The organism is Erythrobacter sp. HI0063 (genome assembly GCF_001635685.1).
Classification (GTDB): Bacteria; Pseudomonadota; Alphaproteobacteria; order Sphingomonadales; family Sphingomonadaceae; genus Qipengyuania.
The window spans coordinates 1-26,174 of the sequence record NZ_LWFF01000321.1 but is presented as its reverse complement, the minus strand read 5'-3'; the positions used below and the strand labels follow the sequence as shown (position 1 = coordinate 26,174).

The window sequence follows — 26,174 nt, the reverse complement described above, 5'->3', positions numbered from 1 at the left end:
CTCAGAGCCCGATAGCGTCGGCCAGTTCCGTCGCCGCCTGTTCGGGCGTGCGCTTGTCCTCGGTACGGTCGACCGCGTAATTCGCCGCGCGCATCTCGGCCACGTCGATCGCGCCCAGCAGCGGTTCGAGCGCGGCGCGCAATCGTTCGTCCCGGCTCGCTTTCGGGCTCAACACGATCAGCGCGTCGTAACTCGGCAGCGCTTCTTCGGGGTCTTCCAGCACGGTCAGGCGATCCGCTGCGATACGGCCATCCGAGGTATAGGCGCTGATCACGTCCGCCTCGCCCGATTGCAGCGCATCGTACATGAAAGTGGGCGAGAAATTGCGCGTCTCCGCAAAGCGCATCCCGTAGATATCGCGCACGGCGATCCATTCGGGCCGCTCGAAGAATTCGGGATCGCCGCCCACGGTGAGACGCCCCGCCACGCCGGAAAGATCGGTCAGCGAGGAGACGCCCAGAGCGCGGGCGCGATCGCTCCGCATGGCGAAGGCATAGGCGTTTTCGAATCCGAGCCGCCCGAAAATCCGGGCATCGCTCGTGCGCTCTTTCCACTCGACGATCGCTTCATACATCGCCTCGCGCCCCGGATTGTCTTCGCGCTTCAGCTCGTTCGCCCACAGGGTGCCGGTGTAATCCACGCTGATGTCGATTGCGCCCGTCGTCACCGCGCGGTGGACCACCGCCGAGCCGAGCCCATCGCGATATTCGACGCGGTATCCCGCATCTTCCAGCCTCTGGCCGATCAGGCGGGAGAGAATGTATTGTTCGGAAAAGCTTTTCGCGCCGATCACTATTCTGTCGTCCGCATTGCCGCGCCAGGGCGCGTACTGGGCTAAACCGGCAGCGCCCCCGCCGAGCAGGACGGCGATCATCCCGCCCAGCCACAGCGCGCGTTTGCGCAGGGCGAAGCCGCGCTCGATCAGGCCGAGCAGGAGATCGGCGGTCAATGCCAAGGCCGCGCTGGCGAAACAGCCCGCAAGCACCAGCACCCAGTTCTGCGTCTGCAATCCGGCGAAAATCGGATCGCCAAGGCTGGGTTGGCCGATCGTGGTGCTGAGCGTCGCAGCGCCGATGGTCCACACGGCGGCGGTGCGGATGCCCGCCATGATGAACGGTGCAGCCAGCGGCGCTTCGACCAAGCGCAGCCTCTGCCATGCGCTCATCCCAACGCCGTCGGCCGCCTCCAGCACTTCGGGGTCGAGATTGGTCTGCGCGGTGACTGCGTTGCGCAGGATCGGCAGCAGGGCATAGAGCGTGAGCGCGAGCAGGGCAGGCAGAAAGCCGAGCGTCGGCAGGTCGTCGCCGAACACGGCGCGCAGGCTCAACAGGATCGGGAAGAACAGCGCCAACAGAGCGAGGGCGGGAATGGTCTGTACCAAACTCGCGAAGCCGAGCGCTAGGCGTGCGACGGCGCGCGACCGGCTGGCCCAGACGGCCAGCGGCAGGGCGATGGCGATCCCCAGCGCGATGGCGCTTGCCGCGAGAAGGACATGGGCGGCGAGCTTGTCGCCAAGGCCGAACAGCGTGTCCCAGAACCCGCTCATGCGGGTCCGCTCCCCGGCAGCGCGGCCAGGCGCCGCGCCTGTTCGCGCGGGACCGCGACCAGGCCTTGCGCGATTTCGCCGCCCGCGCCTTCCAGCAGAGCCAGCGGCGTTTCGTCGGCGACGATTCGCCCTTGGTCCATCACCAGCACGCGATCGGCCAGCAACAACGCTTCGGCCATATCGTGCGTGACCATGATCGTGGTGAGACCGAGATCGTCGTGCAAAGCGCGCACTCTGTCTCCGAGTGCGTCGCGCGTAATCGGATCGAGCGCGCCGAACGGTTCGTCCATCAGCAGCAGGCGTGGCTCGCCCGCCAGAGCCCGCGCCACGCCGACGCGCTGGCGCTGGCCGCCGGACAGGGCATCGGGCATGCGCGCGGCCATCGTGGGATCGAGTTCCACGAGGCCGAGCAATTCGGCAATCCGTGCCTCGCTCAACCGCTCGCCCGCCAGTCGCGGGCCGATGGCGATGTTTTCAGCGACATTCATATGTGGGAACAGGCCGATCCCCTGAAACACATAGCCGATCCGGCGCCGCAAGGCGCTGACGGGCAGACTCGCGGCGTCTTCGCCATCGATCAGCACACGTCCGGTATCGGGGATGGTCAGGCGATTGGCGGTCTTGAGCAGCGTCGATTTGCCCGAGCCCGATGCGCCGACGAGCGCGACGAACTGGCCGTGGGGAATGGCGATCGAGACCTCGTCCACCGCGCGCAGATCGCCGTAGTGGCGGGCGACCGAGTCGAATTGGAGGGCACTGTCGCCAGCGCTCATGCCGGTGCGGAGGCGTCCGAACCGGTGTCGCTGACCGCCTCGCCGCTTTCGGCTTCGGGCGCACGGTAATCGACCTGCTGTAGGCGCACGCGCTTGCCGCTGCTGGCCTGGACGATCATGCCGCCATCGCCGTCCATGCCGCGTGGGCTCCAGCAGGTGCGCGGCCCATCGTTCGTTTCCTGCGCGGCTTCGGAAGCGCCATCGCTTCGCGCCTCGTCATCCGTGTCGGGAGAGAGACAGAGCCTGTCATCCCCATCGACTTCCCAGCTGCCCGAATGCCACGGATCGCCATTGCGAAGATCGCGATAACGCCCGCCATCGTCCAGAAACGTGGTGTATCGCGCCCCATCTTCATCTTCGACCCGCCAGGCTGTACGCGCGAAATCGGCAGGCACGTCCTCACCGTTCAGGGCGGCGGTTGCGTTTTTCTGCTCCGCCGATCCGCCCTCGGCGGCCTCGAGCGCGTTTCCAGCCGCGACTTCATTTTCCGGCGTATCGGGCGAACACGCCGCAAGCAGTGCCATCCCCGCAAGGACTGCGATCAGGGTGCGCGCAGTCACGCTTGCAGCTTGTCGCATGGCAGTTCCAGATCGACTTCGAGCATACCGTCCACGATGCGCCGTGTGAATTTGCCTTGCAGCTGCCCTTCCACGGCGGTGCGCAGCAGGCGCGAACCAAAGCCTTCGCGTTCGACCGTGTCGGGCGCGCCTTGCGCTCCCTCCTCGTCGCTTTCCGGCAGGCCAGTCTCGCGCCAAGCCACGACCACTTGCGAACCTTCGTCGATGATCTCGACCGAGAGATGGCCGTCGGCATGCGAAAGCGCGCCGTATTTGGCCGAATTGGTCGCCAATTCATGGAAGATGAGAGCCAGCGGCGTTGCCGATTTTTCGCCGATCGCACACCCGCTTCCGATGATCCCGATTCGCTTGCCGTCGATCCGGCCATATGGGGCCAGAAGTTCGGCCAGCAGCCCGTTCAGCGTATTTTCGGTCCGCCCGGCATGGGGGCGGACGAAATCGTGCGCCTTGCCCAGCGTGCGGATCGTGTCCGACAATTCCCTGACAAAATCCTCGGCCCCCGGATGCTTGCGACCCTGCAGCGATATCAGCCCGCTGATCACGGCGAAGATGTTCTTGATCCGGTGCGAAAGCTCGCGCGCAAGTAGGTCGCGCGAATCGGACACGCTCTGCAGATCGTCGATATCGACGGCGGCACCGAACCAGGTCTGGGGATCCTCGTCTCCGACGACGAAGGGCCAGGCGCGCAGGATCATCCAGCGATAGACACCGTCGTTTCGCTTCAGGCGCGCCTTGGCCTCCCAGCGTTCCTTGCTCGCGCGCGAGACTGTGCGAGCGGTTCTCAGCTCTTCGATGTCGTCGGGATGAACCAGCGCGGCGGAATCGAAATCGGAGAGATCGTCGACGCCCAGAAATTCGTAAAGCGCGGGATTGGCGTATTCGATCTCGCCCTCGGCATTCGCGGCCCAGGCATAGACAGGCAGGTTTTCCGCGAGCTGGCGCGTGCGCAACTCGCTGACTTCGATCCGGTTTTCGGCAAAGGCCGCGTCACGCTCCGCTGTCAGGCGGCGCATCACCGCGCGGCCGAGGACTTCAAGCCCTTCGCGCTGCAATGCATTCAAACCTTCGGGTCGCGCTTCCCGGTCGATCACGCACAGCGCACCCAGCGGCACCCCCTCGCTGGAAACAAGCGGTTGCCCGGCATAGAAGCGAACGCCGTCGTCGGTCTTCACCAGCTCCATCTCGGCGAAGCGCGCATCCTCGCTTGCATCGGGCACAACCAGTGGCCCCTGGCCTTCCATCGTATGCGCGCACAGGCTGGTGGAGCGAGGCGTCTCAAGCCCCGGAAAGCCCTTGCGTGCCAGAAAGCGCTGGCGATCCTTTTCCACCAGCGTGACCATGGCGATCGGGACTTCGCACAAACGTGCCGCAAATTCGACGATCTGCGCCAGTTCACGGTCGTCCTGAACCGCATCGGCGCCATAAGCCGCGATGACGCGATTACGCAGCCCCTCATCGTTGGAGGCGGGCTCGGCTGCCTGATGGGCCGGCCAAAGGGGAAAACGGCTGAGCTTCATGGTGATTGCCGACTTAGACTAAGACGGTGACTTCGCAAGGGGTTTGCCCGCCATGCACGGCTCGGCTACGGGCTGTGGCCAAGGCGGCGGACGCGATCCGCCGGACGAACTCACGCTCAGGAGCAGATGATGCGCGCCACCCCCGATTTCGATTTCCAGCTGGGCGAGAGCGGCGAAATGATCCGCGACACCGTCGCGCGCTTCGCGGACGAACAGATCGCGCCGCTGGCCGAGAAGGTTGATCGCGAGGACTGGTTCCCGCGTGAGGATCTGTGGACCGCGATGGGCGAACTTGGTCTGCACGGGATCACGGTGAGCGAGGAAGATGGCGGCCTCGGCCTCGGCTATCTCGAACATGTCATCGCGGTGGAGGAAGTCAGCCGGGCGAGTGCCAGCGTGGGCCTCAGTTACGGCGCCCATTCCAATCTCTGCATCAACCAGATCGCACGCTGGGGCAATGAGGAGCAGAAGGCGAAATACCTGCCCAAGCTGATCAGCGGCGAACATGTCGGATCGCTGGCGATGAGCGAGGCGAGCGCGGGATCGGACGTCGTCTCGATGAAGATGAAGGCCGAAAAGGTCGATGGCGGTTACCTGCTCAACGGCACCAAGTTCTGGATCACCAACGCGCCCTTCGCCGATACGCTGGTCGTCTACGGCAAGACCGATCCCGAAGCGAAGAGCCGTGGGATCACCACTTTCCTGATCGAAAAGGATTTCGAAGGCTTTGCGATCGGGCAGAAGATCGAAAAGGTCGGCATGCGCGGCTCGCCGACGAGCGAGCTGGTCTTCGACGATTGCTTCGTGCCGGACGAGAACGTGATGGGCCCGGAAAACGGCGGTGTCGGCGTGTTGATGAGCGGGCTCGATTACGAGCGCGTGGTGCTCGCCGGATTGCAATTGGGCGTGATGCAGGCCTGTCTCGACACGGTGATCCCATACTTGCGCGAACGCACCCAGTTCGGAAAGCCGCTCGGCAGCTTCCAGCTGATGCAGGCCAAGGTCGCCGACATGTATGTCGCCCTCCAGTCGGCGCGCGCCTACACCTACGCAGTTGCCAAGAATTGCGATGCGGAAAAGACCACGCGCTTCGATGCGGCAGGCGCGATCCTGTTGGCGAGCGAGAATGCCTTCCGCGTGGCTGCCGAAAGCGTCCAGGCGCTGGGCGGGGCAGGCTATACGCTCGACTGGCCGGTGGAGCGCTACATGCGCGATGCCAAGCTGCTCGACATCGGCGCGGGCACGAACGAGATCCGCCGCATGCTGATCGGGCGCGAACTGATCGGGGCGGCTGGGTGAGCGCCGACGAAGACTACGTCTACGACGAGGAGAGCGGCGACTGGATGCCCGCTTCCGAACTCGCAGCAAAGCAGGCTGCGGCGGACACCGTTGAAGTGCGCGATGCGGTCGGCAACCTGCTTGCCGACGGCGATCAGGTGACGCTGATCAAGGATCTGGAGGTCAAGGGCGCGGGCCAGACGCTGAAGCAGGGCACGCTGATCAAGTCGATCCGCTTAACCGGCGACGCGCAGGAGATCGACTGCAAATACCCCGGCATCAAGGGCCTCGTCCTGCGCGCCGAATTCGTGAAGAAGCGGTGAGAACCGATGGTAGCGCGGAAGACCTGAATCCTCCCCGGAACGGGGAGGGGGACCGCTAGGCGCTGCCCGCGCGATCGGCGATCATGCTCGGCAAAGCTATCATGGCGTCCAATGTCGTCGTAAATGGATATACCATGCCGATCGGCTTTGAGGAATTTCTGATCCCCTGGCTCTTGCAGTCGGGGTTCGCTCTGTTTGTCTTTTCGGTCGCATGGCGGCATTGGGCAATTCGACACTCGAACGTAGAGGCTCAATGACCGCACCCACTCTCACCACCAAGCTCGACCGCGAGGCGCCCGATGCCAAGGCGCGCTTCGATCACAACCGTGCGCTGGCCCAAGACCTGCGCGCGAAGGTCGCCGAAGCGGCGCTGGGCGGGTCCGAGCGGCATCGCGAACGGCATGTGTCGCGCGGCAAGCTGCTTCCGCGCGAGCGAGTGGAGCGGCTGCTCGATCCCGGCTCGCCCTTCCTCGAAATCGGGCAATTGGCCGCGAACGGGATGTATGAGGGCGATGTGTCCGGCGCCTCTATGATCTGCGGGATCGGGCGCGTTTCGGGGCGGCAGGTGATGATCGTCTGCAACGATCCGACGGTGAAGGGCGGCAGCTATTACCCGATGACGGTCAAGAAGCATCTCCGCGCCCAGGAGATCGCCGAACAGAACCGCCTGCCCTGCATCTATCTGGTCGATAGCGGCGGCGCGAACCTGCCCTATCAGGCCGAGGTCTTCCCCGACCGCGATCATTTCGGGCGCATCTTCTTCAATCAGGCCAATATGTCCGCGCTCGGCATTCCGCAGATCGCCTGCGTGATGGGCAGCTGCACGGCGGGCGGGGCCTATGTGCCCGCGATGAGCGACGAGACGGTGATCGTGCGCGAACAGGGCACGATCTTCCTGGCCGGGCCGCCGCTGGTGAAAGCCGCGACGGGCGAAGAGATCAGCGCCGAGGATCTGGGCGGCGGGGACCTTCACGCCAAGAAGAGCGGCGTGGTCGATCACCTCGCAGAGAACGACGAACACGCGCTCACCATCGTGCGCGATATCGTGTCGCATCTCGGCGCCAATACCGGTGCGGCCACGGATATCGCGATAAAGGAACCCCGCGCGCCCAAATTCGACGCGGAAGATCTCTATGCCCTGATCCCCGATGACGTACGCGCGCCCTACGACGTGCACGAGGTGATCGCGCGGATCGTGGACGGCAGCGAGTTCCACGAGTTCAAGGCGCAATACGGAAGCACGCTGGTCTGCGGTTTCGCGCATATCTGGGGTATGCCGGTCGCGATTCTCGCCAATAACGGCGTGCTGTTTTCCGAGAGCGCGCAGAAGGGCGCGCATTTCATCGAACTGGCCTGCCAGCGACGCATCCCGCTGCTGTTCCTCCAGAACATATCCGGCTTCATGGTCGGCGGGAAATACGAGGCGGAAGGCATCGCCAAGCACGGTGCCAAGCTGGTGACCGCGGTTGCCACCGCGACCGTGCCCAAGCTGACCGTCGTGATCGGCGGATCGTTCGGCGCAGGCAATTACGGCATGTGCGGCCGCGCCTATAGCCCGCGTTTCCTTTTCACCTGGCCCAATGCGCGCATTTCGGTGATGGGCGGCGAACAGGCGGCAAGCGTCCTCGCCACCGTCCATCGCGACGCCGACAGCTGGAGCGAGGAAGAGGCCGAAGCCTTCAAGGCCCCGATCCGTCAGAAATACGAGGACGAGGGCAATCCCTACTACGCCACCGCCCGCCTGTGGGACGATGGCGTGATCGACCCCGCCCAGACCCGCGACGTGCTGGCGCTGGCCCTGTCCGCCAGCCTCGAAGCCCCGATCGCCGAACGCCCGGCCTTCGGCGTGTTCAGGATGTGATCGGAAGGTGACATCCCATCCGAGGTCGCGGCGATGACCCGCAAACCCTCGCTCCTATCCCGCCTCGTCTGGCGTATTCTGCTTGGTCTCTATCGCTGGAAGGGCTGGCGGTTCGAGGGGGCGGCGCCGGATGTGCGCAAATGCGTGATCCTCGGCGCGCCGCATACGTCGAACTGGGATTTCATCTTCGTGCTGGGCGCGGCGCAGAGAATGGGCATTCCGCCCGGTTTCATCGGCAAGCACACGCTGTTCAAATGGCCGATGGGCGGCTTCATGCGCGATATGGGCGGGATTTCGATCGAACGCGGCCGGCGCGGCGGGAATTATGTCCAGCAGATCGCCGAGGCTTTCGATCAAGCCGACGAACTCGCGCTGGTGATTGCGCCCGAAGGATCGCGTAGTGGATCGGGCGAATGGAAGAGTGGCTTCTATCACATCGCGATGGCGGCGAACGTTCCGATCGTGCCCGCTTGGGTCGATCACGAGAATTTGCGCGGCGGGATCGGCGAGCCGTTATGGCCGAGCGGCGATTATAGTGCCGATCTTGCAAAACTCGCCAGCTTCTACAGGGAGAAGCGGCCCGATTGCGCGCGATTTCTCGCTTTGGAAGAGAGCGCGCGGATGATGGGCGGGCCGGACGTCGCACGAGGGGAGAATTATGGCGATCGTACTTGAATCCGTAATCGCGAATGCGGCGATCCTGTTGGGGCTGGCCCTGATTCTGGGCGTCTTCGCGCCGCGCCTCGCTTTCGGGCAGGCGGCCTGGGGCTTGGGAATCGTCGTGCTCGCCGGGACGAGCTGGTTCCAGCTGGCCGCGCCCGCACCGCTTGCCAATCAGCTTGCGGGTATGGCCGTGGCCTGGGGACTCTGGGTTGCGGTGTCGGTGCGTTTTACGGCCCAGGCAGCCGGGGCGATGGGCGTTTCGGCAGGCGAAACCTCGCCGCCTATGATCCAGGCGGTGCTTCGCGTCCTTGGGCGGGCGCTGCTGCTGTTCCTCGTCGCGAGCCCGGCCCAATACGGGATCATCCAGGCTTCTTCGATCGAGCCGGTCAGCGGGCTCTCGCTGGTCGGGCTGGGGATCTACGTGCTCGGCTTCCTGCTCGACGCGCTGCGGGCGCGCAAACCGGCAGGACGCGCGCGATGGGGTATGGCGCTGGTCTGGTGGGGCCTTTGGATCGCTTCCGCCAGCGCGGGCTGGTGGGTTGCAGCGTGGACCGCGATCGGACCGATCCTGGCGACCTGGCTGGCGCTACGCGCACGCTCGGCCCGCTGACCGCTCAGGGGCGGGTGGAACGCTCCACCCATATGGCGCGTATTGCTCCCGAGCGCTGGCGGATGGCGGCGCATGAGGAGAGTTGCCATGCAGGAAGCCGAACTTATCCAATTGCTTGTCGTGATTGCCGTGGTGATCGCGGTGTTCGCCATCATCTGGTTCGTCCTGCGGCGCCGCAAGACCAATCAGCTGCGCGAAAAGTTCGGCGACGAATACGACCGCACGGTCGACAGCGTCGGCGGGCGCAGCGATGCGGAGCGCAATCTGGAAGAGCGCCAGAAGCGCGTGGCGGAATTCGACATTCGCCCGCTGACGGTGGCCGAACGCGATCGCTTCGCCGCCGAGTGGAAGGATGTGAAGGCGCTGTTCGTCGATAGTCCGGCCGAAGCAGTGCTGCGCGGCGATCGCCTGCTCGCGAACATGATGGATACGCGCGGCTATCCGATGGGCGATTTCGACCGGCGTTATGAAGATCTGACAGTCGATCACGGCACTGTGGCGCGCCACTATCGCGACGGGCACGACATTGCCGAAAAGCGCGGAGACGCCACGACCGAGGAAATGCGCCGGGCGCTCAACCATTACGAGAAGCTCTATGACGAGCTGGTCGCCGATGCGGTCGAGGAGACTTCGGTCACTACCGATCGCGCCGATGGGACGAGCGACGGGATCGCAGACCATAACGGCGAAAGTTTCGGCGATGCCGATACCGCCAGCATGACCGCGAACGGTCGCCCGGTGCGCCCGGACTGAGCGCTATAAGCGGGCGGTACTGCCGTCTTCCTTGAGGGCGTGCTTGAGGCTCGCTCCGATCGCGAGTGCCGACAGAAGCGTGATCAGCCCCGCCCAGACCCAGTGCGGCAGGACCAGCGCGGCCTCGATCGCGCCGGTGTCCGACAGGACGCGGCGCCCGCCGATCACTGCGCTTTCGGTGAAGAGGTAATTCCAGTCGCGCAGCATGCTGAGCGCGGCGAGAATGCCTAGGAATTGCAGCGTGAAGCGTTCGAGATTGGGCCTGTCGCTGCGCGCGATACCCACGAGGATCAGCGCCACGAGCGGCAGGACGATCACGCCCACCGGACTGCGCACCCAGATGAAAGTGGAAACGATCAGCGCCCCGGCCAGCGCATAAAGCGCCGGGCGCCAGCTGCGGCGGCGGCCCGAGGCGAGGATCAGCAGCGAGCCCACGACAGTAGGCCCAAGCGGTCCCGCCGCCGCGACGACCGCGCGCTTGAGGCGTCCGGCCTCGATCGGCGTGAAGCTTTCGGCGAAGCCCGATCCGTCGGGCAGGATCACCAGCCGCTGGAAATCCCAGCCCACCAGCATCGCCGCCAGCCCGTGCGCCATTTCGTGGAACCACGTCGTCAGGATGACGAAGGGATAGAGCAGATACGCGCCAAACGGGATCAGCGGCAGGAACAGCACCAGCGCGCCCGCGAGGAGCAGGCGCCCGACCTGTTCGGCCTGTGATCCCGGCGCGATCGGATTCTTCAAACCGGTCTCAAACGTCGAGATTTGCGACGTTAAGCGCGTTATTCTGGATGAATTCGCGGCGCGGCTCGACCACGTCGCCCATCAGGCGCGTGAAGATCTCGTCCGTGACGTCGGCATCCTCGACCTTGACCTGGAGAAGCGCGCGATTGTCCGGATCGAGCGTGGTTTCCCAAAGCTGCTCGGCGTTCATTTCGCCCAGGCCCTTGTAACGCTGGATCTTCTGGCCCTTGCGCCCGGCGGCGAGGACCGCTTCGAGCAATTGGGTTGGAAGGATGATCGCGCCGTCTTCGGCCATGGGGGTATCGACGGCAGCGTCCGTTTCGCTTTCGTCCGAAACTTCTTCCTCGACCGTCTCTTCCGACCCCTTCACCAGGCGCACCGGCGCGGTGTAGACTTCGGCCTGTTCGCTCGCCACGCGGTGCAGCTTGCGCGCTTCGGCGCTGTCGAGGAACTTGCCTTCGATCTCGTGCACGTCGGTCACGCCGCGCCACAGGCGGTGGAAGCGCACCGTGCCGTTGTCGAGCCGATCGGCGGACCAGTTCGCTTCCGGATCGCCCAGCTGGAGATGCGCGGCGGCGCGGTTCAGCGCTTCGCTGCGATCGGACAATTCGGGATCGAGCGCGCCTGCCAGCGCCATCGCCTCGATCAGGTCGGTATCGTATTTGCGCGGCACGAAGGCGAGCAGGTTCCGCATGCGCAGGCCGTGCGCGACCAGTTCGGACAATTCGCCCGCCCCGCGCGTGCCGCCCGCCGTCTCCAGCACGCGGCCCTGCAGGCCCTGTTCGGTCAAATAGCGATCGTAGGCGGCCTGATCCTTGAGATAGACTTCCGATTTGCCGCGCGTCACCTTGTAGAGCGGCGGCTGCGCGATGAAGAGGTGCCCGGCCTTCACGATCTCGGGCATCTGGCGGTGGAAGAAGGTCAGCAGCAGGGTGCGGATATGCGCGCCGTCGACATCGGCGTCGGTCATGATGACGATCTTGTGATAGCGCAATTTGTCGAGCGTGAATTCGTCGCGCAGGCCCGTACCCATCGCCTGGATCAGCGTGCCGACTTCCTTCGAGGAAATGATCCGGTCGAACCGGGCGCGCTCCACGTTCAGGATCTTGCCCTTCAGCGGCAGGATCGCCTGCGTCTTGCGGTCGCGGCCCTGCTTGGCGGAACCGCCCGCGGAATCACCCTCGACCAGGAAGAGTTCGCAATTGGCGGGATTGCGATCCTGGCAATCGGCCAGCTTGCCGGGCAGCGAAGCGACGCTCATCGCGCCCTTGCGGCTCATTTCGCGGGCGCGGCGGGCGGCCTCGCGCGCGGCGGCGGCGTCGATGATCTTCTGGATGATCGCCTTGGCGTCGTTGGGGTTTTCCTCCAGCCATTCGCCCATCTTCTCGCCCATCAGCGATTCCAGGGGCTGGCGGACTTCGGAGGAAACCAGCTTGTCCTTGGTCTGCGATCCGAACTTGGGATCGGGCAGCTTGACCGAAACGATGGCGGTCAGCCCTTCGCGCATATCCTCGCCCGAGAGCGTGACCTTTTCCTTCTTCATCAACCCGCTGGCGGTCGCGTAATTGTTGAGCGTGCGGGTCAACGCGGCGCGGAAGGCGGCGAGGTGCGTGCCGCCGTCGCGCTGGGGGATGTTGTTGGTGAAGGTGAGGACGTTTTCGTAATAGCTGTCGTTCCACTGCAGCGCGACGTCGATCCCGATCCCGTCCTTTTCCGCGCTCACCGAAATCGGTTCGGCGACGAGCGGCTGCTTGTTGCGGTCGAGATATTTGACGAAGGCCGCGATCCCGCCTTCGTAGAACAGGTCGTGCTCCAGCGGTTCCTCGTGCCGGTTGTCGCGCAGTTTGATGCGCACGCCCGAATTGAGGAAAGCGAGCTCGCGATAGCGGTGCTCCAGCTTGTCGAAATCGAACTCGGTCACGTTCTTGAAGGTGTCCTCGCTGGCCTTGAAGGTGACGCGCGTTCCCTTCTTCAGCCCGTTCTCGTCGCCGTTCGATTCTACCGGCGGCGCATCGCCCACGACCCGCAGGCTCTCGACCGCGTCGCCGTGTTCGAAGCGCATCCAGTGCTCCTTGCCGTCGCGCCAGATGACGAGTTCGAGCCATTCCGACAGCGCGTTGACGACCGAGACGCCCACGCCGTGGAGGCCGCCCGAAACCTTGTAGGCATTGTCGTCGCTGGTGTTCTCGAACTTGCCGCCCGCGTGCAGCTGGGTCATGATGACCTCGGCGGCGGATACGCCTTCTTCCTTGTGGAGATCGACCGGAATGCCGCGCCCGTTATCCTCGACCGATACGGACCCGTCGGCGTTCAGCTCGATCAGGACGAGGTCGCAATGGCCCGCCAGCGCTTCGTCGATCGCATTGTCCGAAACTTCGAACACCATGTGGTGGAGGCCCGATCCATCGTCGGTATCGCCGATATACATGCCCGGCCGCTTTCGCACCGCGTCGAGGCCCTTGAGGACCTTGATCGAATCGGCGCCGTACTGGCCGTTGCGTTTCGCGGAATTGGGAGTCTCGGATGCGCCGTTTTCCGGCGTCGCTGGGGTGTTCTCGTCCATATCCAGCATATAGGCGCATAGAGGGCTTTTGACAAAGTTTACGGGGGCTTTTCCCCATCTTGCCCGCTCACCCTTCGGATCGCTTGACCGGACGCGCCGACAGCGCCACGTGCCGTTACGGCATGCTTTCCATTCTCGACATCTTTCGCATCGGCATCGGCCCCTCCAGTTCGCACACGGTCGGCCCGATGCGGATCGCGGTGCGCTTCGTGCGCGCGCTGGAAAAAGCGGGTCTGCTGGAGCGGACGGCGCGGGTCGCGGTGGAGTTGCAGGGATCGCTGGCGCTGACCGGCGTGGGGCACGGGACGGTGGATGCCACCATCCTCGGCCTGGCGGGCTTCCGCCCCGACCGCACCGATCCCGACGAGGCGGCTGCCACGCTAAAAACCATCCGCGAAACCGGGCAGATCGCGCTGGGGAACAAGCAAGCCATCGCGTTTGAAAGAGCGCGCGATATCGACCTGGCCGGGCATATCATCCCCGATCTCCATCCCAACGGCATGCGGCTGAGCGCGGGCGATGCCGATGGCGCGGTTCTGCTCGAGCGGACCTATTATTCGACCGGCGGCGGCTTCGTGGCGAGCGCGGCGCAATTGCAGCGCAAGCCCAAGGACGATCGCGTGCGTACCGGCGCGAGCGTGCCGCACCCCTTCGGATCGGCGGCGGAGCTGCTCGGCCTGTGCGCGGCACAGGATTGCGCCATCGCCGACCTCGTCCTCGCCAACGAAGACGCGATGCGTTCGCGCGACGAGACAATGGCGGGGCTCGACCGGGTGGCCGAGGCGATGGATGGCTGCATCGATCGCGGCCTGTCCCAGCGCGGCATCCTGCCCGGCGGATTGAAGGTGCGCCGCCGCGCGCCCGATCTGTGGGACAAACTGTCCGCCCAGCCGCAATCGAACGAGCGCGAATCGCTGTTCGACTGGCTAAATTGCTACGCCATGGCAGTGAACGAGGAGAACGCCGCCGGAGGCCGCGTCGTCACCGCGCCCACCAACGGGGCGGCGGGCATCATCCCGGCGGTGATGCGCTTCTACTGCAAGACCGCCGACGAGAAGGATTGCAAGGAAAGCCGCCGCACCTTCCTGTTGACGGCCGGCGCGATCGGGCTGCTCTACAAACAGCGCGCCAGCATCTCGGGCGCCGAAATGGGCTGCCAGGGCGAAGTCGGCGTCGCCTGCTCGATGGCGGCGGGCGGGCTGGCGGCATTGTGGGGTGCCAATCCCGAGCAAGTCGCCAGTGCGGCGGAAATCGGGATGGAGCACAATTTGGGCCTGACATGCGACCCGGTTGCAGGGCTGGTGCAAGTGCCCTGCATCGAGCGCAATGCCATCGGTGCGGTCAAGGCGGTCAATGCTGCGCGGCTGGCGCTTCATCGTACGGCCGCCGAAAGCTGCGTCACGCTCGACCAGGTGATCGAGACCATGCGCCAGACCGGGCTCGACATGTCGACCAAGTACAAGGAAACGAGCCAGGGCGGGCTGGCGGTAAACGTCATCGAATGCTGATGGCGATCGTGCGCAGCCGGACTGTCGCCTGCGCTCTGCTGCTTTGCGGCTGAAACGCTCGACATGGCGTGCCCAGCGGGTAGGGTGCGCGCATGGGAGACACTTCGATTCCGGCCACTGCCGACCGCCTCGCCGAACCCTTCGGCGATTTTTCCGCGACGCTGGCCGCCTGGGCCGAGGCGCAGCCGGAGCAAATCGCTTTGCGGGACGAGACCGGCGCGCTGAGTTGGGCCGAGATGGCCGACCGGATCGAGCGGATCGCGGCGCGGCTCGTCGAAGAGGGATTGGAGCGCGGCCAGGCGGTGGCGATCCTCGGCGCTTCCTCCATACCCTACGCGCTGGTCTTCCTCGCGGCAGTGCGGGCTGGCGGCGTCGCCGCGCCGCTGACGACCAGTGCCAGCGCCGAACAATTAGCGGAAATGGCGCGCGATTCGGGCGCGGCGCATATCTTCATCGACCGCGCCAAGCTGAGCGAGTTGGGTGAAGACAGCTTTGCCGGGCTGACGCGCATCGTCCTCGACGAAGGGTTGGACGAGTGGATGGCACCCGCCGGAACGCGCGCCCCTGCCTTCGCGCCCGAGCCGAAAGACGCCTTCAACATCATCTATTCGAGCGGCACCACCGGCACGCCCAAGGGCATCGTCCATTCGCACGGCATGCGCTGGACGCAGTTCGCTTCCACCGCCAATTCCTATTGCGCGAGCGGGCTGGAGGTGCGCGCGCTCGCATCGACGCCGCTCTATTCCAACACCACCATGGTCGCCTTCCTCGCCCCGCTGCTGGCGGGCGGAATGGTGAGAGTGGTGGGCAAGTTCGATGCCGGACGGTGGCTGGCCCACGCGGAGCAGGATCGCACCACCGTCACCATGCTGGTCCCGGTCCAGTATCAGCGGCTGATGGACGCGCCGGGGCTGGACGATGCCGACCTGTCTGCGCTGCGCCTGAAATACTGCACCAGTGCGCCCTTCTCCGCCGAGTTGAAGCGCGAGGTTTTGGCGCGCATGCCCGGCGCGCTGATCGAGATCTATTCGATGACCGAAGGCGGCCTCGTCTGCCTGCTGCCCGCGCATGAATTTCCCGACAAGCTGCATACGGTCGGTCGCCCTGCGCCGGGCAGCGAAGTGAAAGTGCTGGACGACGACGATCGCGAAGCGCCGCCGGGTACGGCAGGCAATCTGGTGGGCCGCAGCGCCACGATGATGAGCGGTTACAGGAACCAGCCCGGAAAGACGCAGGAAGGCTATTGGACCGATCCGAAAACCGGAGAGGTCTGGCAGCGGATGGGGGATATCGGGCGCGTCGATGCGGACGGTTTCGTCGAGCTGGTCGGCCGCGCGAAGGATATGATCATTTCGGGCGGGTTCAACATCTATCCCGTCGATCTCGAAACCGAGCTCGAGAAGGAAGCGGGCGTCGCCGAAGCCGCAGTCATTGGCGTTCCTTCGCGCAAATGGGGCGAGACACCGGTGGGCTTCGTCCGGCTGGGCGCAGATGCGCGGGATACGGAAACGATCCTCGCCGCAGTGAATGCCCGGCTCGGCAAGACCCAGCGGCTCGCCCAATTGCACGCCATCGAGGATATGCCGCGCAGCCATATCGGAAAGCTTTTGAAAACCGAACTGCGCGCCGAAGCCGAGCGCCGCGGCCTGCCCGAATAGATATCAAGGCGGCGTACGCGCTTTCGAGACGCGGCACCGATGGGGTAGGGGGGAGAGGGTTCGGCGGCCGCGTCTCTACTCGCTGCCTAGCGCCTTGCGAGACCGGTCGGGCATCAGGGGGAGAGGAGGCTCCGACCGTTCTTGCCCCGCAAGGGAGGACCAGGATGCCGCCGGCGCAATGCACCTTGAAGCGGGTTTTCCTGCAGGAGCCGATCGCAATGGGAGGACCGGATCGGCGTCTGGAGTGCGAAATAATGTTGCACCGCTGCGAACGAAAGTGAGAAAACACCAAATGCGGTTGCATTTCTTGCAAGCAAGCTTCGGCGAAAGAGCGCGCCCTCTCTCTGGACCGGTCGGCACCTTGGCGGTAACGGCTCGCCCATGGACCCAGAGCATCTCCCCGACTCCATCCTAATCGTCGATTTCGGCAGCCAGGTGACGCAGCTGATCGCGCGCCGCGTGCGCGAAGCGGGCGTCTATTCCGAAATCGCGCCGTTCAGCATGGCGGAAGAGGCGTTTGCCCGCATGAAGCCCAAGGGCATCATCCTGTCGGGATCGCCCGCCAGCGTGCCCGAGGATGGAAGCCCGCGCGCGCCCCAGTGCCTGTTCGACAGCGGCCTGCCGATCCTGGGCATCTGTTACGGCCAGCAGGTCATGACGCACCAATTGGGCGGCGAAGTCCGCCCCGGCCATGAAACGGGTGAAGGCGGCGAGTTCGGCCGCGCTTTCCTTACCGTCACCAAGCCCTGCGCGCTGTTCGACGGTCTATGGGAGGAGGGCGAGCGCCATCAGGTTTGGATGAGCCATGGCGACAAGGTCACGCGCTTTGCCGAGGGGTTCGAGATCGTCGCCACCAGCGATGGCGCGCCTTTCGCGGTGATCGCAGACGAGGCGCGCAAATATTACGGCGTCCAGTTCCATCCCGAAGTCGTCCACACGCCTGATGGGGCGAAGCTGATCGCCAATTTTGCGCGCCATGTCTGCGGCCTCGCCGGCGATTGGTCCATGGCCGAATTCCGCGCCACCAAGATCGCGGAAATCCGCGAGCAGGTGGGCGATGGAAAGGTCATTTGCGGCCTGTCGGGCGGTGTCGATTCCGCCGTCGCTGCCGTGCTGATCCACGAAGCGATCGGCGACCAGCTGACCTGCGTCTTCGTCGATCACGGATTGATGCGGATGAACGAGGCCGAGCAGGTCGTCACCCTGTTCCGCGACCATTACAACATCCCGCTCGTCCATGTGGACGCCGAAGAGATGTTCCTCTCGGGCCTCGCGGGCCAGACCGATCCGGAGAAGAAGCGCAAGTTCATCGGCGGCGCCTTCATCGACCTGTTCGAGCAGGAAGCGAATAAGATCGGCGGGGCGGATTTCCTCGCCCAAGGCACGCTCTATCCCGACGTGATCGAGAGCGTCAGCTTCACCGGCGGCCCCTCGGTCACGATCAAGAGCCACCACAATGTCGGCGGCCTGCCCGAGCGGATGAACATGAAGCTGGTCGAGCCCTTGCGCGAACTGTTCAAGGACGAGGTTCGCGAACTGGGGCGCGAGCTGGGCCTGCCCGAAATCTTCGTCGGTCGCCATCCCTTCCCCGGACCCGGCCTCGCCATCCGTATTCCCGGCGAAGTGACGAAGGAGCGCTGCGACATCCTGCGGAAGGCGGATGCGATCTATCTCGACGAGATTCGCAAGGCCGGGCTTTACGATGCGATCTGGCAGGCTTTCGCCGTGCTGCTCCCGGTCAGGACGGTGGGCGTGATGGGCGACCACCGCACCTATGACAGCGTCTGCGCCCTGCGCGCCGTGACCAGCACGGACGGGATGACGGCGGACGTCTACCCCTTCGACGCCAGCTTCCTGACTCAATGCGCCACGCGGATCGTCAACGAGGTGAAGGGCATCAACCGGGTGACCTACGACTACACGTCGAAACCGCCGGGCACGATCGAGTGGGAATAACGCCTCCGACCTCGCTCTGCATCCCCGTCGCCATGCCGCAGGAATTGTGCGCCGTGGATGACGAGTTGAAAGCGATCTATCACGGGCCCGACAGCGTCTGCGTCTGGGTGTTCGAAACGCGCGAGGATCGCAACCGCTTCGTCGAGGAGACGGCGGGCCTAAAAAAGGCCGAGCGCGAGGCGGTCTTCGAACGGTCGTACCGCGTAAATGCCTGACCGGCATTTCGCAGCGAAACCGTTCGGAAACTGCCTCGTGCGTCCGACCGTTTAACCGCGGTCGAAGAAATCCACCGCGCCGGTGTCGAGATCGTAATAGGCGCCGACGACCTTCAATCGTCCTTGCGCCAGCGGCTCCTGCATCAATGGATCGGTCTGGTTGCGCAATTGCGAAACGACGCGGCGCACATTCTGGCGCACCGCATTGTCGAGCTCGATCGTTCCGTTCTCGCGCGAGGCGAGCACGGCGGGGATGATCGGTTCGATCATGCGCCCGATCTGGCCTGGGAAGGTAGCATTGTTCTTCACCACGTCGACCGCCGCCTTCACTGCGCCGCAGCTTTCATGGCCCATCACGACGACGAGGGGCACGCCGAGCACGCCGACCGCATATTCGATGCTGCCGAGCGCGACCGTGTCTACCGTGTTGCCCGCATTGCGGATGATGAAGAGTTCGCCCAGTCCTCGCCCGAACAGCAATTCGGGCGGCACGCGGCTGTCCGAACAAGTGACATAGGCCGCGAAGGGCGACTGGCCCTCCGCCAGTTCGAGCCGCCGCTGCGCGTTCGAGATGCCGGAGCGCTGTTCGCCGCGCAGGAAAGCGGCATTGCCTTCCTGAAGAATGGCGAGCGCCTGATCCGGCGTCAGATTGCTGGTGTCGATCGGCGCGGCTGCCGCTGCCACGGTCTGCTGTGCCGAGGCGCTGGCGCATCCGGCCATCGCCATCGCCGCCGTGCCGAGGGCGGCCGTGCCCATGAAGTTCCGTCGGCTCGAATTCTCGGGCGCGTGGTCGGACTTTGTATCGTGCATGGTCGATCCCTTTTCATGAAGTTCGGAGTTGTTACCGTTCAAACCCGACCCTAGCGATCCCACCGGAGCTTGCAAATTTGCCGCACTCGCTCTTTTCCGATCCCCGCACCGAGACCTTGCGCCGTCTTCAGGCGCTCCTGATCCAGCGCTTCGGGCGGATCGAGCGAGCGGCGGCGGCGTGGCGAGAGCCGGAATGGGTGCTGGTGCAGGGCGTGATCGGCGCGCGCACGAAGTCGCCGGTTTCGAATGCCGCGACCGACCGCCTGCTGACCCGCTACGGTTCGTGGGAGGCGGTGGCCGAGGCGCCGGTTCAGGAATTGCAGGCGGGGCTTTCGACGCAGACCTATCCCAACATTGCGGCCGAGCGCCTGAAGGCCAGTCTGACCGCACTGATCGAACAGCGCGGGACGGTCGATCTGTCGCATCTTGCGCAGATGGAAACGGGCGAGGCGATGGACTGGCTCGAACGCTTGCCCGGCATCGGGCGCAAGATCGCGGCGGGGATCATGAACGCCAGCACGCTAGACCGGCGCGCCATCGTGCTCGATTCGCACCACACCCGCATTCTCCAGCGCATGGGCCTCATCCCGCCCAAGGCGACTACCGCGCGCGCTTTCGATGCGATCATGCCTGCCATGCCGGACGAGTGGTCGGGCGCGGATTTCGACGAGCATCACCTGCTGATGAAAAAGCTCGGCCAGACATGGTGCAGGCCCAGCGCGCCCGATTGTGCGGCCTGCGCCGCCTGCTCGCTCTGCGCGACGGGGCTGGCCCGGACCTGAGCACCGGAACGCTCTGCCCGGCTCCGCCGTTGGGTGGCTAACAGTCATCGGAGTTCCCATGCCCAGCAATGCCCCCCTTTTCGACACCGTCACATTCGGTGCGTTCGAAGCGCCCAACCGTATCGTCATGGCGCCGCTCACCCGCAGCCGTTCCGAAGCGAAGACCAACGAACCGACCGGCCTCCACGCGCTCTATTACGCGCAGCGTGCTGGTGCAGGCCTGATCGTGGGCGAAGCCACGCAGATCAGCCAGCAGGGCCAGGGCTATGCCTGGACACCGGGCATCTTTACCGATGGCCAGGTCGAAAGCTGGAAGGTCGTGACCGACGCAGTGCACGAGGCGGGCGGACGGATTTTCTGCCAGTTATGGCATGTCGGCGCGATCAGCCATTCGGTGTTTCAGCCCGATGGCGGCAAGCCCGTCTCCGCCAGCGCCTGGACGCCCGAGGGCGAAGCCTTCGTGGGCGATCGCCACGAAGACGGGCCGCAAGTGCCGTTCGAAGAGGCGCGCGCCCTGCGCACCGACGAGATCCCCGGCCTCATCGAAGATTACCGCCACGCCGCCCGCTGCGCTGCGAAGGCCGGGTTCGACGGGGTCGAGGTCCACTGCGCCAACAATTACTTGATCGACCAGTTCATCCGATCCGAAACCAATAATCGCGACGACCAATATGGCGGTAGCCTCGACAACCGCCTGCGCCTGATGCGCGAAGTGGTCGCGGCGGTGTGCGAGGAGCTGCCCGCCGATCGCGTCGGCGTGCGCCTGTCGCCGCAGGGCGGTCCGGGCGGTACCGAGGATGCCAACCCGGAAGAAACCTATCCCGCCGCCGCCAAGGCACTGGCCGGAAAAGGGCTCGCCTATCTCCACGTCATCCGTCCGAACTCGCATACCGGCGAGGGCAAGGATGAGATCGGCGACGCAATCCTGAAGACGATGCGCGAAGCCTTCGACGGCACCTTCATCGCGAATGGCAATTTCGAACCTGCCGAAGCCGCCGAACGGATCGAAAAGGGCCATGCCGATGCGGTCGCCTTCGGGCGCCTGTTCCTCGCCAATCCCGATCTGCCCGTCCGCATCGCGCAGGACGGGCCCTATAACGAACCGGATGAAAGCACCTTCTATGGCGGCGGGGCCGAAGGCTATACCGACTATCCGAGCCTGGAACAGGTAAACGATCCTCTCCCGGCCTGATCCATGCTGGACGATGAAGCGGTAGAAAGCGTCTATCGCATTCTCTCGCAAGAAATGCCGGGGCGCACACCGGACGCGAAGGGCCCCAAGGGCCAGCCCGACGCGTTCCGGTCCTGCATTTCGTGCATGCTGTCTGCCCAGTCGCTCGACCGCAATACGGCGAAGGCGAGCAAGGCCCTGTTCGCGCTGGCGACGACGCCGAAGGCGATGCTGGAGCTGGACGACCGCGACATCGCCGCCGCCATCAAGCCGTGCGGGCTCTACAACAACAAGACCCGCTCGATCCGCCGCTTCTGCGAGGCTCTGCTGGCGGAGCATGGCGGCGTGGTGCCCGACAGCCGCGAGGGGCTGATGAGCCTGCCCGGCATTGGGCGCAAATGCGCCGATATCGTGATGAGCTTCACCTTCGGAAAGGACGTGATCGCGGTCGATACGCATGTGCATCGGGTCTGCAACCGTATTGGACTGACCGATGCGAAGACGGCGGACCGGACCGCGCAGCAATTGGAAGAGCGCACGCCCGAATGGGCGCTGCGCGACGGACATTTCTGGCTGATCCAGTTCGGCAAGCGCGTCTGCACGGCCCGCGCCCCGAAATGTCCGGCCTGCCCGGTCAACGCCTATTGCGAATTCTACGCCGCGACGCGCGCTACCAGCTGAAGCCTGCCGCCACCGCGCGCTTTTCCGCCTCGGTACTTGTCCGTCCAAGCGCTTCGTTGCGATGCGGAAACCGGCCGAAGCGTGCGATCATGCGGTGATGCGCTTTTGCGAAGCCGAGCGATCCGGGGACATGCCGCGCAAACAGGCGCAGGCTCAACTCCTGATCGGCGATCGCCTCGCTATGCATCAGGGGCATGAGCAGGAATTGCTTTTCGGACCGCGAAAGGCCCGTCAGCCAGCCCCGGCGAAGCGCGGCGTGGGTCAGGGAAAGCGCCAGATCGTCCCAGGCGAAGGCCTGCGCCGTGTCGCGATAGAGATTGCGCGGCACCTGATCGAACAGCAGGATTGCGGCGCGGGTCAGTGCGCGATCGCCGAGAAAGTCATATGCCGGCTGCGATCCCATCGCGTGAAGCACATGCTCGAAGCGGCGTGCGAGTAGATCGTCGACCTTCTCACCGCCGCCGAACCAATCGCTGGAGCCGAGCCGTTCGAACCAAATATGCAGCAGCTCTCGCGCCCAGGACCGTACAGCTGCCGTCATCGTCTATCGCGTGCCTTCGACGCGCTCGTAGGGGACGAAGTCGGTCAGGAAGATATTGCCGGAGTAAAACCCGGTCAGCCGGTCGCGCGTCGTGATCTGGTCGAGGCGGCAGAGGCGGCTGCCCGTTCCGAACTTGCGGATCACCAGCACATCGTCCTCATCGAGCGTTTCCGGCGCACGGGTGCGATTGACATATACCGTGTCGCCGCTGCGATAGACGATCGCCGTGTCGTCGATCACGGTCAGCGGGCGGCTCTGGAAGGTGTTGATGCAGCTCTGCGGTTCGCCCGCGACACGGCCATCGATCATCTCGGCCAGCTTCTCTTCGCCCGATTTGCGTTCGGCGGAAGCGGGGGAAGCGACGAGGGTTACAGCGGTAGCGGCGATGGCGAGTGAGGACAGGCGGGACATGATCGGTTCTCCTATGGAAGCGATGTATACCTCAAAATGCCTGAACCCGGGCTGAGTTTCCGATCCGCTATGCCATTGGGCGCAGGCTTCAACCGGTGCCGCCCACCGTCAGGCGGTCGATCAGCAGCGTCGGCTGGCCCACGCCTGCCGGCACGCTCTGCCCGCCCTTGCCGCACACGCCGACCCCTTCGTCGAGCGCCATGTCGTCGCCGATGCCCAAAACGCGGGTCAGCACACTGGGCCCGTCGCCGATCAGCGTCGCGCCCTTGATCGGGGCGACGATCTTACCGTTCTCGACCTTGTAGGCCTCGGTACAGGCGAACACGAATTTGCCGCTGACGATATCGACCTGTCCGCCCCCGAAGCTGGTGGCGTAGATGCCGTCCCTGACGCGGGAGAGCAGCTCGGCCGGATCGTCCTCGCCGCTGCGCATGAACGTGTTGGTCATGCGCGGCATGGGCGCGTGTTCGTAGCTCTGGCGGCGGCCGTTTCCGGTCGGCTCCACGCCCATCAGGCGCGCGTTCAGCCGGTCCTGCATATAGCCCTTCAGGATACCGTCCTCGATCAGCACGGTCTCGCGCGTGGGTGTGCCCTCGTCGTCGATACTTAGCGAGCCGCGCCGTTCCGCAATGCTGCCATCGTCCACTACCGTAACGCCGGGGGCGGCCACCCGCTCGCCGATCCGGCCCGAAAAGGCGCTGGTGCCCTTGCGGTTGAAATCGCCTTCGAGGCCGTGGCCGACCGCCTCGTGCAGCAGCACGCCGGGCCAGCCGGGGCCGAGCAGTATGGTGGTCTCCCCCGCCGGGGCGGCCACGCTGTCCAGATTGACGAGCGCCTGGCGCACGGCCTTGTCGATACCGCGCATCCACTGCCCTTCATCGAACAGGCGGTCGTAGAGATAGCGCCCGCCCATTCCGAAGCTGCCGCTTTCGCGCCGACCGTTCGATTCGGCGACGATGCCGATATTGAGGCGCACCAGCGGGCGGATGTCGCGCGCGGTGAAGCCATCGGGCCGCAGGATATCGACCACGCTCCAGCTTGCCGAAAGGCTGGCGCTGACCTGCGCGACGCGCGGTTCCTTCGCGCGGGCGACTGCATCGATCTTCTCGAGCAGCGCCACCTTTTCGGCGAACGGCACGAGATCGAGCGGGCACAGATCGGTGTAGAGATGGCGGTTGGTCCGCTCTGGCGGAAGAACCGCAGGCTGCTTGCCCGGATCGAGCAATTGCAGGGTTTCGCCCGCCCGCGCGATGGCCTTGTGGCTGATCTCGTTGGCATGGGCGAAGCCGGTCGTCTCGCCCGATACGCCGCGCAGGCCGAAACCCGAATCGCGGCTGTAATCGGCGGTCTTCAGGCGTCCGTCATCGAAGGCGAAGGCCTCGGAGGCCGAGAATTGAAGATAGAGCTCGCCATCGTCGCACGGAGCGAGGAGATCGGCGGTAAGGCGCAACGCCCCGTCGGGATCGATCTGGCGATAGAGCAGGGCATGCGGATCGGTGGCTGGAGTCATGCAACCTATGTAGGCACTGCATGGCCCGACCGATAGGGGGACGAAAGCACGCCACCCCCTCGTATGGCGCGCCCCCGCGGTGTTTAGCGGTGGCCCGGATCGCCGCCTTCGGAGATATCGCGAAGCATCGCCGGGTCCACTCCGTCCGCCGGGCCGCCTTCCAGCACGAAGCGCCGGTCGCAATAGCCGCAATCGACATAGCCGTGCTCGTCGATTTCGAGATAGACCTTGGGATGGCCCAGCGCTGCAGGGCGATAATTCGGGCCGCCGCGAATATCGCTGGCGCCATCGCACCACACGCGCCGGGTTTCGACCTTCACGATTTCGGGCGGTGCGGTATAGGGCGCGGCGTTTTCGGCGGTGTTCATGGCAGGAGCGATAAATGCTCGGCCCGCCCCGCGCAAGCGGATGGTTTGCGTGTCCGCGATATCCGCCGTAAGGCGCGGGCCATGGCTCCAGAACCCACCAGCGAACCGGCGATCCGCATCGATAACCTCGTGAAGCGCTATGGTGCAAAGGACAGCGCCAAAGACAGTGATGGCGGGGGCAAGCTGGCTTTGAAGGGCGTCAGCTTCGACGTGCCCGAAGGCGGCATCTTCGGCCTGCTCGGTCCCAATGGCGCGGGCAAGTCCACGCTGATCAACATCCTCGCCGGGCTGGTCGACAAGACCGATGGCAGCGCGGAAATCTGGGGCTTCGACATCGATCGCCAGCGCCGGAATGCCAAGCGATCGATCGGGATCGTCCCGCAGGAGATCGTGTTCGATCCCTTCTTCACACCTTTCGAAGTGCTGGAGAACCAGGCGGGCTTCTACGGCATCCCCAAGGCGGAACGGCGCAGCGAGGAGCTGCTGGAGGCGGTGCGCCTGTCGGACAAGCGCGATGCCTATGCCCGCACGCTTTCGGGCGGGATGAAGCGGCGGCTGCTGATCGCCAAGGCGATGGTGCATTCCCCGCCGATCCTGGTGCTGGACGAGCCGACCGCGGGCGTCGACGTCGAACTGCGCCGCCAATTGTGGGAATTGGTGCTCGAACTGAACGGGCAGGGCGTCACCGTGGTTCTGACCACCCATTATCTCGAAGAAGCCGAACAATTGTGCGATCGCATCGCGATCATCAATCACGGCGAACTGATCGCCAACAAGCCCACGCGCGAACTGATCGGCATGGCGCGCGAGAAGATCGTGTCGGTTTCGGTCGACATGGATCTGGCCGGACCGATCATGGAAGAGGCTTTCGTGAAGGCCGAGGTGGTGGAGCCGCGCCGCCTCGACGTGACCTACGATCGCGATGCGACCACGGCGGGCCAGATTCTCTCGCTGATCCAGCACCATGGCTATGCGATCGAGGATGTGACCACGCGCGAGGCGGATCTGGAAGACGTGTTCGTCCAGTTAACGGCGGCGGTCTGATATTTTTGCAAATTACGCATTAATGCGTAGTGTTGCGTAAGCCCGCATTATCCGGTTTCGATGAGGAAACCGGCAGGAAGCGCGGTCCATAGGGGACGCATCACCCCCCCCCAACCGGATAGCCTTACTATGACTTTGCTTTCGAATATCGGCCTGGCACCCAAGCCCAGCCCGGTCCCCACACCGGCCCCGGCCCCCTCCTCCGAACCGACTGCGACGAGCGGTTCGGGCACCGCCACCGGGCTGCAATCGTCCTCGGACAGCGGACAGACCACGACGAATACGCAGAATACGTCGAGCGGCGGCAGCGCAT

General features: G+C 64.9%; 26 protein-coding genes. 14 read left to right on the top strand and 12 right to left on the bottom strand.

Features of this window, described 5'->3' with window-relative positions; all coding sequences use genetic code 11:
* Position 1: 1 nt before the first annotated feature.
* The 4 genes from A3736_RS13085 to A3736_RS13070 are packed head-to-tail and all read right to left on the bottom strand — an operon-like array spanning position 2 to position 4,414.
* A complete protein-coding gene (locus A3736_RS13085) occupies positions 2-1,546 on the bottom strand; it encodes an ABC transporter permease/substrate-binding protein (RefSeq protein WP_067683731.1) in 1,545 nt (514 codons plus the stop codon).
* A complete protein-coding gene (locus tag A3736_RS13080; RefSeq protein ID WP_067683727.1) occupies positions 1,543-2,319 on the bottom strand; it encodes an ATP-binding cassette domain-containing protein in 777 nt (258 codons plus the stop codon). Before A3736_RS13080 ends, A3736_RS13085 begins: the two co-directional genes overlap by 4 nt.
* Positions 2,316-2,879: a hypothetical protein gene (locus A3736_RS13075; protein WP_067683724.1), complete on the bottom strand. Its 564-nt coding sequence runs from the start codon at positions 2,877-2,879 to the stop codon at positions 2,316-2,318. Before A3736_RS13075 ends, A3736_RS13080 begins: the two co-directional genes overlap by 4 nt.
* Complete coding sequence (locus A3736_RS13070) at positions 2,876-4,414, bottom strand: sensor histidine kinase (RefSeq protein WP_067683721.1); 1,539 nt, start codon at positions 4,412-4,414, stop codon at positions 2,876-2,878. The genes A3736_RS13075 and A3736_RS13070 overlap by 4 nt, the downstream gene beginning before the upstream one ends.
* A 129-nt stretch (positions 4,415-4,543) precedes the next feature.
* Between A3736_RS13070 and A3736_RS13065 the strand changes: the two genes are divergently transcribed.
* The 6 genes from A3736_RS13065 to A3736_RS13040 all read left to right on the top strand — a co-directional run bounded on the left by A3736_RS13065 (position 4,544) and on the right by A3736_RS13040 (position 9,902).
* On the top strand, positions 4,544-5,713 hold the full coding sequence (locus A3736_RS13065) for an acyl-CoA dehydrogenase family protein (protein WP_067683754.1): 1,170 nt from the start codon (positions 4,544-4,546) through the stop codon (positions 5,711-5,713).
* A complete protein-coding gene (locus A3736_RS13060) occupies positions 5,710-6,015 on the top strand; it encodes an alkylphosphonate utilization protein (protein ID WP_067683718.1) in 306 nt (101 codons plus the stop codon). Before A3736_RS13065 ends, A3736_RS13060 begins: the two co-directional genes overlap by 4 nt.
* A 253-nt stretch (positions 6,016-6,268) precedes the next feature.
* Positions 6,269-7,876 carry a carboxyl transferase domain-containing protein gene (locus tag A3736_RS13055; RefSeq protein ID WP_067683715.1) on the top strand — a complete coding sequence of 536 codons (1,608 nt, stop codon included), beginning with the start codon at positions 6,269-6,271 and terminating at the stop codon, positions 7,874-7,876.
* Positions 7,877-7,909: 33 nt separating this feature from the next.
* The gene (locus A3736_RS13050; protein ID WP_067683712.1) at positions 7,910-8,551 is read left to right on the top strand and encodes a lysophospholipid acyltransferase family protein; all 642 of its coding nucleotides are present in this window, start codon (positions 7,910-7,912) and stop codon (positions 8,549-8,551) included.
* Entirely contained in the window at positions 8,535-9,149 is a 615-nt protein-coding gene (locus tag A3736_RS13045; protein ID WP_067683709.1) for a hypothetical protein, read from the top strand. Before A3736_RS13050 ends, A3736_RS13045 begins: the two co-directional genes overlap by 17 nt.
* Before the next feature lie 87 nt (positions 9,150-9,236).
* A complete protein-coding gene (locus A3736_RS13040) occupies positions 9,237-9,902 on the top strand; it encodes a hypothetical protein (protein WP_067683706.1) in 666 nt (221 codons plus the stop codon).
* A gap of 3 nt (positions 9,903-9,905) precedes the next feature.
* On the opposite strand, the gene A3736_RS13035 is transcribed toward A3736_RS13040, so the two are convergent.
* On the bottom strand, positions 9,906-10,643 hold the full coding sequence (locus tag A3736_RS13035) for a M50 family metallopeptidase (protein WP_067683703.1): 738 nt from the start codon (positions 10,641-10,643) through the stop codon (positions 9,906-9,908).
* 7 nt (positions 10,644-10,650) lie between these two features.
* The gene (gyrB, locus tag A3736_RS13030; protein ID WP_082851484.1) at positions 10,651-13,206 is read right to left on the bottom strand and encodes a DNA topoisomerase (ATP-hydrolyzing) subunit B; all 2,556 of its coding nucleotides are present in this window, start codon (positions 13,204-13,206) and stop codon (positions 10,651-10,653) included.
* A gap of 122 nt (positions 13,207-13,328) precedes the next feature.
* Between gyrB and A3736_RS13025 the strand changes: the two genes are divergently transcribed.
* The 4 genes from A3736_RS13025 to A3736_RS13010 all read left to right on the top strand — a co-directional run bounded on the left by A3736_RS13025 (position 13,329) and on the right by A3736_RS13010 (position 18,543).
* Positions 13,329-14,714: an L-serine ammonia-lyase gene (locus tag A3736_RS13025; RefSeq protein ID WP_067683700.1), complete on the top strand. Its 1,386-nt coding sequence runs from the start codon at positions 13,329-13,331 to the stop codon at positions 14,712-14,714.
* Between the two features lie 92 nt (positions 14,715-14,806).
* Complete coding sequence (locus tag A3736_RS13020; RefSeq protein ID WP_082851483.1) at positions 14,807-16,372, top strand: class I adenylate-forming enzyme family protein; 1,566 nt, start codon at positions 14,807-14,809, stop codon at positions 16,370-16,372.
* Positions 16,373-16,753: 381 nt separating this feature from the next.
* Entirely contained in the window at positions 16,754-18,328 is a 1,575-nt protein-coding gene (gene guaA / locus A3736_RS13015) for a glutamine-hydrolyzing GMP synthase (protein ID WP_067683697.1), read from the top strand.
* Positions 18,319-18,543, top strand: a complete 225-nt coding sequence (locus A3736_RS13010; RefSeq protein ID WP_197465603.1) for a hypothetical protein — start codon at positions 18,319-18,321, stop codon at positions 18,541-18,543. Before guaA ends, A3736_RS13010 begins: the two co-directional genes overlap by 10 nt.
* A gap of 51 nt (positions 18,544-18,594) precedes the next feature.
* Here the strand turns inward: A3736_RS13010 and A3736_RS13005 are convergent, their stop codons facing one another.
* Entirely contained in the window at positions 18,595-19,353 is a 759-nt protein-coding gene (locus A3736_RS13005) for a carbonic anhydrase (RefSeq protein ID WP_082851482.1), read from the bottom strand.
* 77 nt (positions 19,354-19,430) lie between these two features.
* On the opposite strand from A3736_RS13005, the gene nth (A3736_RS13000) reads away from it, so the two are divergent.
* The 3 genes from nth (A3736_RS13000) to nth (A3736_RS12990) are packed head-to-tail and all read left to right on the top strand — an operon-like array spanning position 19,431 to position 21,987.
* On the top strand, positions 19,431-20,135 hold the full coding sequence (gene nth / locus A3736_RS13000; protein ID WP_067683691.1) for an endonuclease III: 705 nt from the start codon (positions 19,431-19,433) through the stop codon (positions 20,133-20,135).
* Between the two features lie 58 nt (positions 20,136-20,193).
* Positions 20,194-21,327 (top strand): alkene reductase, encoded by a 1,134-nt coding sequence (locus tag A3736_RS12995; RefSeq protein ID WP_067683688.1) that lies wholly within the window; start codon positions 20,194-20,196, stop codon positions 21,325-21,327.
* A gap of 3 nt (positions 21,328-21,330) precedes the next feature.
* Positions 21,331-21,987: an endonuclease III gene (gene nth / locus A3736_RS12990; protein ID WP_067683685.1), complete on the top strand. Its 657-nt coding sequence runs from the start codon at positions 21,331-21,333 to the stop codon at positions 21,985-21,987.
* On the opposite strand, the gene A3736_RS12985 is transcribed toward nth (A3736_RS12990), so the two are convergent.
* The 4 genes from A3736_RS12985 to A3736_RS12970 all read right to left on the bottom strand — a co-directional run bounded on the left by A3736_RS12985 (position 21,977) and on the right by A3736_RS12970 (position 24,817).
* Positions 21,977-22,528, bottom strand: coding sequence for a DUF924 family protein (locus A3736_RS12985; RefSeq protein ID WP_067683682.1), 552 nt, complete (start codon positions 22,526-22,528; stop codon positions 21,977-21,979). The genes nth (A3736_RS12990) and A3736_RS12985 overlap by 11 nt on opposite strands.
* Positions 22,529-22,531: 3 nt before the next feature.
* Positions 22,532-22,939 carry a hypothetical protein gene (locus A3736_RS12980; protein WP_067683680.1) on the bottom strand — a complete coding sequence of 136 codons (408 nt, stop codon included), beginning with the start codon at positions 22,937-22,939 and terminating at the stop codon, positions 22,532-22,534.
* A gap of 88 nt (positions 22,940-23,027) precedes the next feature.
* On the bottom strand, positions 23,028-24,449 hold the full coding sequence (gene tldD, locus A3736_RS12975) for a metalloprotease TldD (RefSeq protein WP_067683677.1): 1,422 nt from the start codon (positions 24,447-24,449) through the stop codon (positions 23,028-23,030).
* 83 nt (positions 24,450-24,532) lie between these two features.
* Positions 24,533-24,817, bottom strand: a complete 285-nt coding sequence (locus A3736_RS12970; protein ID WP_067683674.1) for a zinc-finger domain-containing protein — start codon at positions 24,815-24,817, stop codon at positions 24,533-24,535.
* Between the two features lie 81 nt (positions 24,818-24,898).
* Between A3736_RS12970 and A3736_RS12965 the strand changes: the two genes are divergently transcribed.
* Positions 24,899-25,861, top strand: coding sequence for an ABC transporter ATP-binding protein (locus A3736_RS12965; protein ID WP_067683672.1), 963 nt, complete (start codon positions 24,899-24,901; stop codon positions 25,859-25,861).
* Positions 25,862-25,908: 47 nt separating this feature from the next.
* Here the strand turns inward: A3736_RS12965 and A3736_RS17700 are convergent.
* Positions 25,909-26,174 (bottom strand): hypothetical protein (locus A3736_RS17700; RefSeq protein WP_197465602.1); only part of this gene is annotated, 266 nt, incomplete at its 5' end.

Excerpts from the sequence above, each read along its gene's own strand:
- A3736_RS13085 (WP_067683731.1), bottom strand. The coding sequence starts at position 1,546 with ATGAGCGGGTTCTGGGACACGCTGTTCGGCCTTGGCGACAAGCTCGCC.
- A3736_RS13080 (WP_067683727.1), bottom strand. The coding sequence starts at position 2,319 with ATGAGCGCTGGCGACAGTGCCCTCCAATTCGACTCGGTCGCCCGCCAC.
- A3736_RS13070 (WP_067683721.1), bottom strand. The coding sequence starts at position 4,414 with ATGAAGCTCAGCCGTTTTCCCCTTTGGCCGGCCCATCAGGCAGCCGAG.
- A3736_RS13065 (WP_067683754.1), top strand. The coding sequence starts at position 4,544 with ATGCGCGCCACCCCCGATTTCGATTTCCAGCTGGGCGAGAGCGGCGAA.
- A3736_RS13055 (WP_067683715.1), top strand. The coding sequence starts at position 6,269 with ATGACCGCACCCACTCTCACCACCAAGCTCGACCGCGAGGCGCCCGAT.
- A3736_RS13050 (WP_067683712.1), top strand. The coding sequence starts at position 7,910 with ATGACCCGCAAACCCTCGCTCCTATCCCGCCTCGTCTGGCGTATTCTG.
- A3736_RS13045 (WP_067683709.1), top strand. The coding sequence starts at position 8,535 with ATGGCGATCGTACTTGAATCCGTAATCGCGAATGCGGCGATCCTGTTG.
- A3736_RS13040 (WP_067683706.1), top strand. The coding sequence starts at position 9,237 with ATGCAGGAAGCCGAACTTATCCAATTGCTTGTCGTGATTGCCGTGGTG.
- gyrB (WP_082851484.1), bottom strand. The coding sequence starts at position 13,206 with ATGGACGAGAACACCCCAGCGACGCCGGAAAACGGCGCATCCGAGACT.
- A3736_RS13025 (WP_067683700.1), top strand. The coding sequence starts at position 13,329 with ATGCTTTCCATTCTCGACATCTTTCGCATCGGCATCGGCCCCTCCAGT.
- A3736_RS13020 (WP_082851483.1), top strand. The coding sequence starts at position 14,807 with ATGGGAGACACTTCGATTCCGGCCACTGCCGACCGCCTCGCCGAACCC.
- guaA (WP_067683697.1), top strand. The coding sequence starts at position 16,754 with ATGGACCCAGAGCATCTCCCCGACTCCATCCTAATCGTCGATTTCGGC.
- A3736_RS13005 (WP_082851482.1), bottom strand. The coding sequence starts at position 19,353 with ATGCACGATACAAAGTCCGACCACGCGCCCGAGAATTCGAGCCGACGG.
- A3736_RS12995 (WP_067683688.1), top strand. The coding sequence starts at position 20,194 with ATGCCCAGCAATGCCCCCCTTTTCGACACCGTCACATTCGGTGCGTTC.
- nth (WP_067683685.1), top strand. The coding sequence starts at position 21,331 with ATGCTGGACGATGAAGCGGTAGAAAGCGTCTATCGCATTCTCTCGCAA.
- A3736_RS12985 (WP_067683682.1), bottom strand. The coding sequence starts at position 22,528 with ATGACGGCAGCTGTACGGTCCTGGGCGCGAGAGCTGCTGCATATTTGG.
- A3736_RS12980 (WP_067683680.1), bottom strand. The coding sequence starts at position 22,939 with ATGTCCCGCCTGTCCTCACTCGCCATCGCCGCTACCGCTGTAACCCTC.
- tldD (WP_067683677.1), bottom strand. The coding sequence starts at position 24,449 with ATGACTCCAGCCACCGATCCGCATGCCCTGCTCTATCGCCAGATCGAT.
- A3736_RS12970 (WP_067683674.1), bottom strand. The coding sequence starts at position 24,817 with ATGAACACCGCCGAAAACGCCGCGCCCTATACCGCACCGCCCGAAATC.
- A3736_RS12965 (WP_067683672.1), top strand. The coding sequence starts at position 24,899 with ATGGCTCCAGAACCCACCAGCGAACCGGCGATCCGCATCGATAACCTC.